Below are 13,626 nucleotides of genomic sequence, written 5' to 3' on the forward strand. Positions count from 1 at the left end.
GACAGTAGGCGGCGCCGGTCGCGGTGGCCCAGGGTGCGTGCCCACGCGACGCAGGATGACGGCGGGAGTCGCGCCGTGCCTCCCGGCCGGTGCATCCTGGGACGCATGGCGCACGACGAGCAGGACCCGGTCGGGGACCTCCGCGGGGTCCGCACGAGCATCAAGTGGACGCGGTACGCACCCGACGTGCTGCCCCTGTTCGTCGCCGAGATGGACCACGAGGTCGCACCGGAGATCCGGCAGGCGCTCATCGAACGGGTGCAGCAGTCCGACCTCGGCTACCTCGACGGACCCGGCCCGCTCGCGCCGGCGTTCGCTGGGTTCGCCCGTGACCGCTGGGGGTGGGACGTCGACCCGGGGCGCGTGTACCTCGCGACCGACGTGAGCGTCGGGATCGTCGAGTCGCTGCGGCTGGCGCTGCCCGACGGCGGCCGCGTCGCCATCACCCCGCCCGTGTACCCGCCGTTCTTCGAGCTGGTGGAGGAAGCGCGGTGTCAGGTGGAGGAGGTGCCGCTCCTCGAGCAGTGGGGCGACTACCGACTCGACCTCGCCGGACTCGAGGGGGCCTTCGCCGACGGCGTCGAGGTGTTCCTGCTGTGCAACCCGCACAACCCGGTCGGCCTCGTGCACGACCGCGCCGACCTCGTTGCGCTCGCCGAACTGGCGGCCCGGTACGACGTGCTCGTCATCAGCGACGAGATCCACGCGCCGCTGTCCCACCCCGGCGTGCAGTTCACCCCGTTCCCGATGGTCGCGGAACCGCTCGGCGCCCGGAGCGTGTGCGTGACGAGTGCGAGCAAGGGGTGGAACCTCGCGGGTGTGAAGTGCTCGGTCATCGTCGCCGGGGACGATCGGACGGCGGCGCTCCTCGACACCCTGTGGGAGGAGGTCGCCTGCCGGACGAGCATCCTCGGGTTGCACGCGAACACGGCGGCGTTCACCCTCGCGACCGGGTGGCTCGACGACGTCGTCGCGCGGATCGTCGCGAACGAACGGTTGCTCGGGTCACTGCTCGCCGAGCACCTGCCCGGCGTCGTGTACACCCGGCCGCGCGCCGGCTACCTCGCGTGGCTCGACTTCCGGGGCATCGGGCTCGGGGACGACCCGGCGGTGCCGCTGCGGGAGCATGCCTACGTCGCCCTGAACTCGGGGCTCGGCTTCGGGTCGCAGGGGCGGGGGTTCGCGCGGCTCAACCTCGCGTGTTCGCCGGAGACCCTCCGCGAAGCGGTGTTCCGGATCGCGGCGGCGTACCCGTCGAGCACGCAGGAGGGGCTCGTCTGGCACGTCGCGTGACCCCGGCGCGGGGGCTCAGGCCTCGCCGGGGTCGTCGTCGATGTACTGGTTGCGGCCGACCACGCGGATCTTCAGCTCGTCCTCGCGGTCCATCGCGAGGAACTCACGCGCGACGAAGCCGACCGACGGCCAGCGGGTGACCTCGGTGACGAGCAGCCCGTCGATGAACACCTGCCACGCGCCGCGCTCACGGACGGCCTGGACCTCGTACGTCGCCATGCCGTGAGCGTACCGGTCAGGCGAGGTCGAGCCGCATGTGCACGTCGGCGCGCTCGTACGGACTCGGCGTCACCTCGTGCGGTTCGAGGTGCCGGAACCCGAACGCCTCGTAGAGGTGCACCGCGCTCGCGAGTTGCGCGTTGCTCTCGAGCACGACCCGCCGGGCGCCGAGCTCGCGCGCCCGGTCCAGCGCCGCGGCGATCAGCCTGCGTCCGGTGCCGTGTCCCTGGTGTTCGGGTGAGACGGCCATCTTCACGAGCTCGTACTCACCGGGGCCGGCGGGGGCGAGGCCGACGCAGCCGATCACGGTCTCACCGCCGTCGCGGTGCTCGGGGGTGAGCCGCGCGACGAGCACTGCGCCGCCCGGTTCGACCACGTGCCCGACGGGGTCGCCGAGGTACCGTCGGTCCTCGTCCTCCAGCGCGAAGAACCGGGTGATCCAGGCCTCGTTGAGGGTGCGGAACGCCTCGGCATCGGCTGGCGTGGCGAGGTCGGCGATGGTGACCGTCGGTCGGGTCGCGGTGTGGGGAGTGCGGTCGGTGGGGGCGACGGTGTCGGGCGTGCGGTCGGTGGGGGCGACGGTGTCGGGCATGCGTCCATGATCCGTGGCCCGGTCTGGTCGCGTCCAATACTCGTTCGTGCAGATCGATACGCTGCGTGCATGGATCTCGACCTCCGGCAGCTCCGCGCCTTCCTCGCGGTCGCCGACGAACTGCACTTCGGACGCGCGGCGGCCGTGCTGCACATGGCCCAGCCCGCACTGTCGCAGCAGATCCGGCGGACCGAGCGGGAGCTCGGGGTCGACCTGTTCGTCCGGACCTCGCGGAGCGTGGCGCTCACACCCGCGGGCCGTGTGCTCCGGGGGCGTGCCCGGTCGCTGCTCGAGCAGGCGGCGCGGGACCTCGACGAGGCCGTGCGCGTCGGTCGCGGGGAGGCCGGACGCCTCGACGTCGGGTTCGTCGTGTCCGCCCTGCCGCTCGGCCCCATCGAACGGGTGCAGGCGTTCCGGGAGCGCTTCCCGCTCGTCCGGGTCGAGCTGACCGAGGGCTACACGTCCCACCTCGTCGCCCGGATCCTCCGGGGCGAGCTCGACCTCGCCGTCGTCCGCGACCCCGACCCGGAGCCGGGCGTCAGGCTCCTGCCGTTCCGGAGCGAACGGTTCGTCGCCGCCGTCCCGACCACGCACCGGTTCGCGGGCCGGTCGAGCGTCGAGGGGCCCGAGCTCGTCGACGACCCGTTCGTGTTCTTCCCGGCCGAGGCCGGCGCGCTCGCGACCGAGCGGAACCTCGCGCCGGTGACCGCCGGTGGACGGCGTCCGACCGTCGTGCAGGAGGCCACGACGTGGGCGACGGTGCTGCACCTGGTGGGCGCAGGGCTCGGCGTCACCGTGGTCCCGGAGAGCGCCGCGCTCGCCGCACCGTCGACCGTGTCGCTCCTGCCGCTCGCGGGCAGTGAGCACCGCAGCGAGCTGTCCTGGGCGACGCGGGCGGACGACGACCGTGAGATCCTCCGGAACTTCGTCGCGGCGACCGAGTAGGCGCACGCAGCGTCAGCGTCACCGGCGTCGTCGGCCGCGCTCCCGTCAGGCCAGCGGCAGCACCGGTGCCCGGTGGTGCCCGAGCTCGTCGTCGTGCCAGGGTCGGGACCCGGCGAGCTCGAGTCCGAGCTGCACGAGCACGAACCGCACGTGCGGTTCGACGTCCGGTTCCCAGGAGCCCTCGACACCCAAGCCGATCGTGCCGAGTTCGTCGTCGGCCTCGTCGGTGACGGTCAGACGCCAGCGACCGTCGCCGTCGTCGGACACGACGGCCCATCGGGCGGCGGTGAATCGGGAGGCCATGACCGAACCGTACCGGCGCCCTCCGACCATGCGGCGTTCGAGGCCGCCCCGACACGGGGTCGGGTGGCGCGACCGACGCCGGAACCGCGAGAATCCGACCGTGGAGACCCAGCACGGACATCACGAGAAGAGTGCCCTGGCGAGCTTCCTCCGGGCGCGGCGCGCGGCGCTCTCGCCGGACGACGTCGGGTTGCCCGCAGACCCGCGGCGACGCGTGACCGGGCTCCGGCGCGAGGAGGTCGCGCGGCTCGCGGGCATCAGCGTCGAGTACTACCGCCGACTGGAGCAGGGCAGTGGACACCAGATGTCGCTGCAGGTGTGCGCGTCGCTCGCCCGCGCACTCCGTCTCGACCGCGCCGGGGTGGCCTACCTGCAGCGACTGGCGCTCCCGGGTGCGGAGGCCGTCTACGAGGTCCACCGTGGCGAGGCCCCGCCGCCGGACCTGGTCGAGATGATCACGCTCTGGGACCACACCGCGGCGTACATCATCGACCGCAACCAGGACGTCCTCGTCCTCAACGACCTGATGCGCGCCGTCGCACCCGGGTACATGGAGGTCGGCAACAACCTCGGCCTGATGCAGTTCGAGGCACCCCCAGAGGTCCGGGCGCTGCCGTCGTGGGCGGAGGGCGCCCGCACGACCGTCTCCCGCCTGCGCTACCACGGCAACCCGTCCGACCCGCGGTGGCAGGAGATCGTCGCGCTGCTCCTCGACGACGAGGACTTCGCTGAACTGTGGCACCGGCACGAGGCTCACCCGATGACGTCGGGCCGAGCGCCGAACTTCTTCCCCGACCACGGCTGGGTCGACCTGCGGTGGCAGGTGCTCGAGGCGCACCCCGGGCTGTACACGCTCGTCTGCTACGGCGCCCCGGGGAGTCTGGGGGAGCGGGCGCTCGCCGAACTGCGCGCCGGTCGCGGCGAACGGCCGGGCGACGGCGCGACGACGCCGACCGACGGCAGCAGGCTCGCGCGGTACCGAGCCGGGTACTCGCAGGGGCACGACAGCCCGTCAGCGCACCCCTAGCGTCACCAGCATCCGCACCGACGAGAGGATGCGCCACCATGACATCGCCCACCATCGTGCTCGTCCACGGAGCGTTCGCCGACTCCGCGAGCTTCGCGCCCGTGACCCGGCTGCTGCTCGACCGTGGCTTCACCGTCCGCGTCCCCGCCGTCCCGAACCGGAGCCTGTCCGGCGACGCAGCGGCGGTCCGAGCCGTCGTCGAGGAGATCGACGGACCGGTGCTCCTGGTCGGCCACAGCTACGGCGGCGCCGTCATCACCGTCGCCGGGGTCGCCGAGAACGTCGTCGGCCTCGTCTACGTCGCGGGCTACGCGCTCGAGGAAGGGGAGAGCCTCGCGCAGCTGCAGGGTGGCTTCCCGGACTCCGACCTCGCGCAGAACCTCGTGTACGCGCCGTACCCGGTCGACGGCGGCGAGCCCGGCACCGACGTCTCGGTCGTCGTCGAGGCGTTCCCCGACGTGTTCGCCGCCGGCATCGACCGGGCGACCGCAGAAGGTGCTCGCGGTCTCGCAGCGACCGCTCTCCGCCGTGGCGTTCGGCGAGGCCGCGGCCGTCACGGCCTGGCGGACGAAGCCCGGCTGGGGCATCGTCTCCGCCGCGGACCACACGATCAACCCCGACGTCGAGCGCTTCGGGTACGAGCGAGCGGGACTGCGCTCCGTCGTCGAGCTCGACGCCCCGCACCTCGTGATGCACTCGCACCCCGCCGAGGTGACCGAGGTCATCACGACCGCGATCGCCGAACTCGGCTGAGCGCAGAGCCGAGCGCAGAGCCGAGCGCAGAGCAGAGCGCAGACCCGAGCACCCCACCGACCACCACCGAACGAGAGACCGGAGACGAACGCATGGCCTTCATCACCACCGACGACGGCGCCGAGATCTACTACAAGGACTGGGGCAGCCACGACGCCCAGCCGATCGTGTTCCACCACGGATGGCCGCTGTCGTCCGACGACTGGGACGCCCAGATGCTCTTCTTCCTGTCGCAGGGGTTCCGGGTCGTCGCGAGCGATCGCCGCGGGCACGGACGTTCCTCGCAGATCGACACCGGCCACGACATGGACCACTACGCGAGCGACGTGTCAGCCGTGGTCGAGCACCTCGACCTGCACGATGCGGTCCACGTGGGCCACTCCACCGGCGGCGGCCAGGTCGCCCGGTACGTCGCGCAGCACGGTCAGCCCCAGGGACGGGTCGCGAAGGCCGTGCTCGTGGCAGCGGTCCCGCCGCTCATGCTCAAGACCGACGCCAACCCCGAGGGCACGGACATCTCGGTCTTCGACGGATTCCGCGAGGCCCTCGCCGCCAACCGCGCCGAGTTCTTCCAGGCCGTCGCGTCAGGCCCGTTCTACGGGTACAACCGCCCCGGGGTCGAGCTGTCCGAGCCGGTCGTCGCGAACTGGTGGCGGCAGGGCATGACCGGCAGCGCACTCGCCCACCTCGAGGGGATCAAGGCGTTCTCGGAGACCGACCAGACGGAGGACCTCCGCGCGATCACGGTGCCCGTGCTCGTCCTGCAGGGCGACGACGACCAGGTGGTGCCGTACCAGGCGGCCTCCGTCAAGCAGGCCGAACTGCTGCAGGACGCGACGCTCAAGATCTACGAGGGGTACCCGCACGGCCTGCTCACCACGCACGCCGACGTCCTCAACCAGGACATCCTGGCGTTCATCCGGAGCTGATGCCGGACGCGCTCCGAGAGAGGAGCAGCGCGGCGGCGTACGGCCCGTCCCGGGCGACCGGGGCGGGCCGTGCCGTGTCGAGGCGCCCTACCGGGCAGAGCGCCTCGGTGCTACATTGCTAGCATGGTAGTCAGCAAGCGAAACGAGGGCGGCTCGCCGAAGGTGCAGTTCAACGTGTACCTGCCGGCCGATCTGGTGCGGGACCTCAAGCACCGGGCGATCGACGAGGGGGTCTCGCTCTCGGCGCTCGTGGAGCGCATCGCATCGCGCTACGTGGCCACCGGAAGCGACGGTACCGCCAGCACCGAGGAGGACGAACGATGACGATCACCGTGCAGCAGATCCAGTACACGACGGACCCCGGACCGTGGCACGCGCTCGCCGAGGCGCTCGGACTGCATCGGCTCCCGGGCGGCGACGAGGTCTGGACGGAGTTCGCCGGCGACGGGTTGCTCGCCGTCCACCGGGTCGACCGGCCGGAGGACGAGCGCACCGAGATCTGCTTCGTCACCGACGACCTCGACGGACTCGAGACGCGGCTCCGCGCCGCGAGAGCGGCCCTGCGGCGGGTCGAGACCGACGACATCGGTGCGGTCCTCGTCGTCGAGCACGCCGGCGTCACCTGCACCGCGACCTCCACATCGACGCCGGTCGCCCCGTCCGGGCCGCTCACCGTGCTGCCGATCTGGTACGGCCCGGACCTTTCGCTCCCGGGTGCGCTCCTCGACGCAGTGCCCCTGCGGCGACGGCTCGTGGCGGACAGCGGCGACTGGATCGACGCGAGCGCCGACGGGGGCGGTGCCGTCGCTCTCCACCGAGCGTCCGAGGTCCGGGTCGAGCTGTCGTTCGAGCACGACGGTGACCTCGACGCCCTCGCCTCCGCGCTCACGGCGGCCGGCCACACCGCGGTCGTCGTCGACGAGGCGTACAACCGGACGCTCCGGGTCCGTCGCCCGGACGGGCCCGACCTGTGGGTGAACGGCCGCCACGACGACCTGTACGGCTACACCCGGCTCAGCTAGGCGGTCTTCGCGACGTCCTCGGTGAAGCTGCGGACGCGACGCAGCAGCGCCTCACCACGCATCGCGATCGTCGCCGGCGGGTTGAGGTGCGGCGGCGCGGTGCGGATGAGCATCGAGCAGCCGAGGTCCTCGCAGATGTACGACCCGATCGTGTTGCCGTTCCGACCGGACTCCCCACCGCGGGCCGCGGAGAAGAGACGCACCTGCGTCGCCGGCTGCGGGGAGTGGCAGAACGAGCACATAGCCGCGATGCCCGGCCGCAGCGAGCCTCCGGCGGACCGCACGACGATGCCGACCGGCCGGTCGTCGATCCACGACACGATGTACCCGCGGCGTGCCGCCTGCGGGTCGCGCCACCCGAGGAACTCCCGGTCGTCCCAGAGCATCTCGTGCAGCCCCGGGATGGGCAGCTGCTCCAGCTCCTCCGGGGTGGCGTTGACGAACGACGAGCGGATGTCTGCTTCGGTCAGTGGCTTCACGGTGCCGCCACCCTAACCCTCCAGCCTGGAGGCGCGGATCACCCCGAGCGCGCTCGTCCCGTCAGCCACGAGGACGGCCCGGCGGACCGCGTCGCGGCCGAGCCGCCTGGCGGCGGCGTCGTCGGCGGCGAACTCGACGAGCACGCGCGTCGAGCGCGCCATGGCGCGAGCGCCCGGCACCCACGGGACCGCGCGCTCGATCGACTCGGCGACCGCGACCGCGACCGCGTGGTGCTGGGACAGGTGGGCGCGTTCGTGGGCGACCACGGCCTCCAGTTCGTCCGTCCGGAGCTGGTCCGCGAGGCCCGTGCTGACGAGCACCCCGCCGGCCCGGCCGGGGACCGCGCACGCGAGGGCGCGCTCCGCCTCGACCAGGGCGACCGGGACGCCCGCGATCTCGCGGTGGCCGGCGGCGCCGGAGCGCATCGCGTCGCGCACCGCGTCGTGCTCCGGGCCCGGGCGCACGCGGACCGCGACGACGAACGCGAGCACCGCGACGAGGGCGACCCCGACGTTGAGGCCGTGCGACGGCGAGGCCGCGATGCCGAACGGGTCGGTGAGCGGACGGTTCGCGAGGACCACCAGGGCGATGCCCGCGACGAAGCCGGCCACACCGAGCAGCACCGCGACGGACCATGACACGAGCGCCGTCCGGGGGTGGTCGATCGTCCACGCGGAGCGGGTGAGGACGCGCGGCGCGAGGACGACGACCGCGAGGGCGAGCACGATCAGGACCACTCCGGCGACGACCACGGGCGCTCCCGGTCAGCCCCGGGAGCGCGCGTCGAGGGCGCGGCGGAGGACGTCGAGGTCGTCCGATGCGAGCGAGCCGGTGAACTGCAGGAGCGCGGCCTCGCGGTCGGTGGCGGCGGCGAGCGCGTTCGACATGAGGGAGGCGGTCTGCTCCTCCCTGCTGTTCGTCGCGCGGAACGTCAGCGGGGCGTCGTCGTGCTGCTCGCGCTCGACCTGCCCCTTGCGCCCCAGTCGGTCGAGGACCGTCAGCACCGTCGTCAGCGCGGGACGGGGCTCGGGGAACGCGTCGAGCACCTGGCGGGCGGTGCAGCCCTCGGATGCCGACCAGAGGGCGTCGAGCACCGCCTGTTCGAGCTGCCCGCGGGGGCGCGATCGCTGTCCTGCCACCCGAGGATCCTACGACGGAGCTTCTACGAGATGTCGAACCGGGCGGCGACACCTGCCGGAAACACGGCGGCGGTATGCTCGACGGCGACAACTGAAGCACGGCCGATCACCCGCCGCGGGAGACGCCGGACCACGGTCCGCCGGGGTCCTGCACCGAAGGAGCAACGTCCCCGCCAATCTCTCAGGTCCAACACCGCGACGGACAGGCCACTCTGAAAAGCAGGCACTCCCGACCCCGGTCGGTCCGGTTCCTCGCCCACGGTGAAAGCCGCCGGACCTCACGGGCCGCGGTGAAACTCTCAGGCCCATGACAGAGGGGGAGTTCCCACCCGACGACGGTCGTCGGGTGTCGTCGAGGACGAGAGAACTCCACCATGCGTTCATCACCGCTCGAGGCCGCGCACGAAGCCGCCGGCGCCACCTTCACCGACTTCGCCGGGTACCGGATGCCCGTCCGGTACTCGTCCGACCTCGCCGAGCACCACGCGGTGCGCACGGCGGCCGGGGTCTTCGACCTGTCGCACATGGCCGAGATCGGTGTGACCGGCCCCGAGGCCGTCGCGTACCTCGACCACGCCCTCGCCGGATCCTTCGGCGCGATGACCGTCGGCCGGGCGAAGTACTCGCTGCTGCTCGCCGAGGACGGCGGCATCCTCGACGACCTCGTCGTGTACCGCACGGAGGAGCACGTGTTCCTCGTCGTGGCGAACGCGTCGAACCGACAGGTCGCGGTCGACGCCCTGACCGAGCGGGCGACGGGCTTCGACGTCCAGGTCTCCGACGACTCCGACACGACCGCGCTCGTCGCGATCCAGGGCCCGGCCGCCGCCGGGACGCTCGACGCGCTCGTCGTGGCCGACCGGCTGCAGCCCGAGACCCCCCTCGACGAACTCCGCTACTACTGGGTGCTGCACGCCCTGTTCGACGGCGCCGAGGTGCTCGTCGCCCGCACCGGGTACACGGGCGAGGACGGCTTCGAGATCTACTCGGACCCCTCGATCGCGACGACGATCTGGGACGCCCTGCTCGAGACCGGCGCCGACCGTGGTGTCGTCCCGGCGGGTCTGGCGGCTCGCGACACCCTGCGGCTCGAGGCCGGCATGCCCCTCTACGGGCACGAGCTCGGGACCGACGTCCGCCCCGGCCAGGCCGGTCTCGGCCGGGTCGTCGCGGCCGAGGGGGACTTCGTCGGTGGATCCGGCGTCTCGCCGGCCGAGGGCGCCCGCGTGCTCGTCGGTCTCGTCACCGAGGGTCGTCGTGCTCCCCGCGCCGGCTACGACGTCGTGCTCGACGGCGCGGTCGTCGGCACCGTCACCTCGGGTGCGCTGTCCCCGACACTCGGCCACCCGGTCGCGATGGCGTTCGTCGACCCGGCTGCGCTCGATGCGGTGTCGTCCGGCGAGCGAGTCCTGCACATCGACGTCCGGGGCACGGCCGTCCCCAGCACCGTCACCCCGTTCCCCTTCTACCGCCGTTCTCCGAGAGGCTGACCCCGTGACCGACCAGACCGCACTCCAGTACACCGCCGACCACGAGTGGCTGCTCGTCGAGGGCGACACCGTCACCGTCGGCATCACCGACCACGCCGCCGAACAGCTCGGTGACGTCGTGTTCGTCGAGCTCCCCGCCGTCGGCACCGCCACCACCGCGGGCGAGCAGATCGGCGAGATCGAGTCGACCAAGAGCGTCGGCGAGCTCTTCGCCCCGATCGAGGGCGAGGTCGTCGAGGTCAACGACGCCGTCGTCGACGCTCCCGACACCGTCAACCACGACCCGTTCGGCGCCGGTTGGCTCGTCAAGATCAAGGTCGACGGCACCTCGTTCCCCGAGGACCTCATGGACCACGACGCGTACCGGGCCTCCCTCGCATGAGCGACGCGCAGCAGAACCTCCAGACGTCCTTCGCCGACCGCCACATCGGCACGACGAGCGCCGACCAGCAGATCATGCTCGACGCCGTCGGCCAGCCGTCCCTCGACGCCCTCGTCCGCACCGCGATCCCGGAGTCGATCCACGCGGCGCCGGTCACGGACTCGGTGATCCCGGCAGCCGTCGGCGAGACCGAAGCGCTCGCCGAGCTCCGAGCGAAGGCCGGACGCAACACCGTCCGCCGCGCGATGATCGGTCTCGGCTACCACGGCACGCACACGCCCGCGGTGATCCAGCGGAACGTGCTCGAGAACCCGAGCTGGTACACGGCGTACACGCCCTACCAGCCGGAGATCTCGCAGGGCCGGCTCGAGGCCCTGATCAACTTCCAGACGATGGTCTCCGACCTCACCGGCATGGCCACCGCCGGCGCGTCCATGCTCGACGAGGGCACCGCCGTCGTCGAGGGCATGCTCCTCGCCCGCCGCGCCTCGAAGGTCAAGGGCGACGCGTTCCTCGTCGACGCCGACCTCCTGCCGCAGACCCGCGCGCTCCTCGACCACCGCGCCGACGCGGTGGGCATCACGCTCCGCGCGTTCGACGCCGCCGACGGCCCCACCGAGGAGCAGCTCGACGGTGCGTTCGGCGTGATCCTGCAGTACCCGGGCGCCTCCGGACGCATCGTCGACCCGAGCAGCACCATCGAGCGCGTCCACTCGGGCGGCGGCATCGCGGTCGTCGCGGCCGACCTGCTCGCGATGACGCTTCTCGCGAGCCCGGGCGACCTCGGCGCCGACGTCGCCGTGGGCACGAGCCAGCGCTTCGGCGTGCCGCTCGGCTTCGGGGGCCCGCACGCCGGGTACCTCGCCGTCCGTGCCGGTCTCGAGCGCCAGCTGCCCGGCCGCCTCGTCGGGGTCTCCTTCGACGCCGACGGGCAGATGGCCTACCGGCTCAGCCTGCAGACCCGCGAGCAGCACATCCGGCGTGAAAAGGCGACGAGCAACATCTGCACCGCGCAGGTGCTGCTCGCCGTCATCGCATCGATGTACGCCGTTTACCACGGCCCCGAGGGGTTGCGCTTCATCGCCGACCGGGTCGCCCGGACGACGACCGCGCTCGCCGACGCCGCTCGTGGTGCCGGGCTCGAGGTCGTGCACGACGCATGGTTCGACACCCTGACGCTCCGCGCGCCCGGGCGTGCGGAAGCCCTCGTCGGTGACGCCCGCGACCGTGGCTACCTCCTGCACCTCGTCGACGCCGACACCCTCCAGGTGTCCGTCGACGAGACCACCACGCCGGACGACGTGACGGCGCTCGCCGGCGTGTTCGGCGCGGTGGACCAGGCCGTCCCGGCGACGGAGGCGGCCGTGCGGGACGCGGTCACGGGCCTCCCGGCCGGTCTCCTGCGCAGCAGCGAGTACCTCACCCACCCCGTCTTCAGCGCGCACCGCAGCGAGACCCGGATGATGCGGTACCTCAAGCACCTGTCCGACAAGGACTACGCGCTCGATCGCGGCATGATCCCGCTCGGCAGCTGCACGATGAAGCTCAACGCGGCGACCGAGATGGCGGCCGTGACCTGGCCGGAGTTCGCGAACGTGCACCCGTTCGCCCCGGCCGAGGACGTCGCCGGGTACCTCGACATGATCGGTGACCTCGAGTCGTGGCTCGCCGAGGTCACCGGGTACGACACGGTGTCGCTGCAGCCGAACGCCGGCAGCCAGGGCGAGCTCGCGGGACTCCTCGCGATCCGCGGCTACCACCTCGCGAACGGCGACACCGACCGCACGGTCTGCCTCATCCCGTCGAGCGCGCACGGCACGAACGCGGCGTCGGCGGTCCTCGCCGGCATGCGGGTCGTGGTCGTGGCGTGCGACGAGGACGGCAACGTCGACCTCGACGACCTCCGGGCGAAGACCGCGCAGCACGGCGACCAGCTCGCCGCGCTGATGATCACGTACCCGTCGACCCACGGCGTGTACGAGCACGACATCACCGACATCACCGCGGCCGTGCACGACGCCGGCGGCCAGGTCTACGTCGACGGGGCGAACCTCAACGCGCTGCTCGGCCACGCGCGCTTCGGCGACTTCGGCGGCGACGTCTCGCACCTCAACCTGCACAAGACCTTCTGCATCCCGCACGGCGGCGGCGGGCCGGGTGTCGGGCCGGTCGCGGCGAAGGCGCACCTCGCGCCCCACCTGCCCGGTCACCCGATGGCGCAGCAGGCAGACCGTCGGTCCGGTGCCACTGCGGCGGACGCCGAGGGGCGGCTCGCCCACGCGGGTGGCCCGGTGTCGAGCGCGCCGTACGGCAGCCCGAGCATCCTGCCGATCACGTGGACGTACGTGCGCATGATGGGGCTCGAGGGACTCACGCGAGCGACCGAAGCGGCGGTGCTCGGCGCGAACTACATCGCCGCGCGACTCCGCGACGCCTACCCGGTCCTCTACACGGGGCAGGACGGGCTCGTTGCCCACGAGTGCATCCTCGACCTCCGGCCGCTGCGCGACAGCACGGGCATCACCGTGGACGACGTGGCGAAGCGCCTCGTCGACTACGGGTTCCACGCGCCGACGATGTCGTTCCCGGTCGCCGGCACGCTCATGGTGGAGCCGACCGAGAGCGAGGACCTGGCCGAACTCGACCGGTTCGTCGACGCGATGCTCGCGATCCGTGCCGAGGCCGCCGCCGTCGAGCGTGGCGAGTGGAGCGCGGAGGACAACCCGCTCGTGCACGCGCCGCACACCGCCTCGTCCGTGATCTCGGGGGAGTGGGCGCACGCCTACACCCGTGAGCAGGCGGTCTACCCGCTGCCGGGCATCAGCACGAGGAAGTACTGGCCACCGGTGCGCCGGATCGACCAGGCCTACGGCGACCGCAACCTGGTGTGCGCGTGCCCGCCGGTGGAGGCGTTCGCGTAGCGGCTCGCGTCGCCCGCGACGCACCAGTGAACACGCGGGAGGCCCGTGGCGGATCCGCCACGGGCCTCCCGTCACGGTGTGACACCTGTGACGCTTCACCGACCATCTGGAGTTCTCGAGCATCCCCTGGA

The 13,626-nt window shown here is 72.4% G+C and carries 16 protein-coding genes, 1 pseudogene and 1 riboswitch; of the genes and pseudogenes, 11 read left to right on the plus strand and 6 right to left on the minus strand.

Translation table 11 applies throughout. The annotated features are described in order from the left end of the window. The first annotated feature begins 105 nt into the window (after positions 1 to 105). Positions 106 to 1,293 (plus strand): MalY/PatB family protein, encoded by a 1,188-nt coding sequence (locus ABC270_RS06090; protein WP_412879968.1) that lies wholly within the window; start codon positions 106 to 108, stop codon positions 1,291 to 1,293. Between the two features lie 15 nt (positions 1,294 to 1,308). Here the strand turns inward: ABC270_RS06090 and ABC270_RS06095 are convergent, their stop codons facing one another. Together ABC270_RS06095 and ABC270_RS06100 are read right to left on the minus strand one after the other, a co-directional pair. Then, complete coding sequence (locus tag ABC270_RS06095) at positions 1,309 to 1,512, minus strand: hypothetical protein (protein ID WP_412879969.1); 204 nt, start codon at positions 1,510 to 1,512, stop codon at positions 1,309 to 1,311. Positions 1,513 to 1,528: 16 nt separating this feature from the next. Further along, the gene (locus tag ABC270_RS06100) at positions 1,529 to 2,104 is read right to left on the minus strand and encodes a GNAT family N-acetyltransferase (protein ID WP_412879970.1); all 576 of its coding nucleotides are present in this window, start codon (positions 2,102 to 2,104) and stop codon (positions 1,529 to 1,531) included. A gap of 69 nt (positions 2,105 to 2,173) precedes the next feature. Between ABC270_RS06100 and ABC270_RS06105 the strand changes: the two genes are divergently transcribed. Further along, the gene (locus ABC270_RS06105; RefSeq protein WP_412879971.1) at positions 2,174 to 3,049 is read left to right on the plus strand and encodes a LysR substrate-binding domain-containing protein; all 876 of its coding nucleotides are present in this window, start codon (positions 2,174 to 2,176) and stop codon (positions 3,047 to 3,049) included. 45 nt (positions 3,050 to 3,094) lie between these two features. Here the strand turns inward: ABC270_RS06105 and ABC270_RS06110 are convergent, their stop codons facing one another. Beyond that, on the minus strand, positions 3,095 to 3,352 hold the full coding sequence (locus tag ABC270_RS06110; protein WP_412879972.1) for a hypothetical protein: 258 nt from the start codon (positions 3,350 to 3,352) through the stop codon (positions 3,095 to 3,097). A gap of 100 nt (positions 3,353 to 3,452) precedes the next feature. Between ABC270_RS06110 and ABC270_RS06115 the strand changes: the two genes are divergently transcribed. From ABC270_RS06115 to ABC270_RS06140, 6 genes and pseudogenes are all read left to right on the plus strand, one after another. Next, entirely contained in the window at positions 3,453 to 4,379 is a 927-nt protein-coding gene (locus tag ABC270_RS06115) for a helix-turn-helix transcriptional regulator (protein ID WP_412879973.1), read from the plus strand. A 38-nt stretch (positions 4,380 to 4,417) separates the two neighbouring features. Beyond that, positions 4,418 to 4,906 (plus strand): annotated as a pseudogene (locus ABC270_RS06120) (esterase/lipase family protein); the annotation flags it as partial. 1 nt (position 4,907) lies between these two features. Continuing rightward, positions 4,908 to 5,132: an alpha/beta fold hydrolase gene (locus ABC270_RS06125; RefSeq protein WP_412882046.1), complete on the plus strand. Its 225-nt coding sequence runs from the start codon at positions 4,908 to 4,910 to the stop codon at positions 5,130 to 5,132. 92 nt (positions 5,133 to 5,224) lie between these two features. Continuing rightward, entirely contained in the window at positions 5,225 to 6,061 is an 837-nt protein-coding gene (locus ABC270_RS06130) for an alpha/beta fold hydrolase (protein WP_412882047.1), read from the plus strand. 123 nt (positions 6,062 to 6,184) lie between these two features. After that, positions 6,185 to 6,385 (plus strand): ribbon-helix-helix domain-containing protein, encoded by a 201-nt coding sequence (locus tag ABC270_RS06135; protein WP_412879974.1) that lies wholly within the window; start codon positions 6,185 to 6,187, stop codon positions 6,383 to 6,385. Beyond that, positions 6,382 to 7,083, plus strand: coding sequence for a hypothetical protein (locus ABC270_RS06140; protein ID WP_412879975.1), 702 nt, complete (start codon positions 6,382 to 6,384; stop codon positions 7,081 to 7,083). The genes ABC270_RS06135 and ABC270_RS06140 overlap by 4 nt, the downstream gene beginning before the upstream one ends. Here ABC270_RS06140 and ABC270_RS06145 read toward each other — a convergent pair. Genes ABC270_RS06145 through ABC270_RS06155 form a run of 3 tightly spaced genes read right to left on the minus strand, consistent with a single transcriptional unit; the run spans position 7,080 to position 8,702 of the window. Then, entirely contained in the window at positions 7,080 to 7,562 is a 483-nt protein-coding gene (locus ABC270_RS06145) for an FBP domain-containing protein (protein ID WP_412879976.1), read from the minus strand. The genes ABC270_RS06140 and ABC270_RS06145 overlap by 4 nt on opposite strands. A 12-nt stretch (positions 7,563 to 7,574) precedes the next feature. Then, positions 7,575 to 8,315: a M56 family metallopeptidase gene (locus ABC270_RS06150; RefSeq protein ID WP_412879977.1), complete on the minus strand. Its 741-nt coding sequence runs from the start codon at positions 8,313 to 8,315 to the stop codon at positions 7,575 to 7,577. Positions 8,316 to 8,327: 12 nt separating this feature from the next. Continuing rightward, positions 8,328 to 8,702 (minus strand): BlaI/MecI/CopY family transcriptional regulator, encoded by a 375-nt coding sequence (locus ABC270_RS06155; protein WP_412879978.1) that lies wholly within the window; start codon positions 8,700 to 8,702, stop codon positions 8,328 to 8,330. 106 nt (positions 8,703 to 8,808) lie between these two features. Then, positions 8,809 to 8,908, plus strand: a riboswitch (glycine riboswitch). A 168-nt stretch (positions 8,909 to 9,076) separates the two neighbouring features. Here ABC270_RS06155 and gcvT point away from each other — a divergent pair. Genes gcvT through gcvP form a run of 3 tightly spaced genes read left to right on the plus strand, consistent with a single transcriptional unit; the run spans position 9,077 to position 13,495 of the window. Beyond that, positions 9,077 to 10,192 carry a glycine cleavage system aminomethyltransferase GcvT gene (gene gcvT, locus ABC270_RS06160; protein ID WP_412879979.1) on the plus strand — a complete coding sequence of 372 codons (1,116 nt, stop codon included), beginning with the start codon at positions 9,077 to 9,079 and terminating at the stop codon, positions 10,190 to 10,192. Positions 10,193 to 10,196: 4 nt separating this feature from the next. Continuing rightward, entirely contained in the window at positions 10,197 to 10,574 is a 378-nt protein-coding gene (gene gcvH / locus ABC270_RS06165) for a glycine cleavage system protein GcvH (RefSeq protein ID WP_175328529.1), read from the plus strand. After that, entirely contained in the window at positions 10,571 to 13,495 is a 2,925-nt protein-coding gene (gcvP, locus tag ABC270_RS06170; RefSeq protein WP_412879980.1) for an aminomethyl-transferring glycine dehydrogenase, read from the plus strand. The genes gcvH and gcvP overlap by 4 nt, the downstream gene beginning before the upstream one ends. The last annotated feature ends 131 nt before the right edge of the window (positions 13,496 to 13,626 follow it).

It is taken from the genome of Curtobacterium phoenicis, from assembly GCF_047238015.1.
Lineage (GTDB): Bacteria > Actinomycetota > Actinomycetes > Actinomycetales > Microbacteriaceae > Curtobacterium.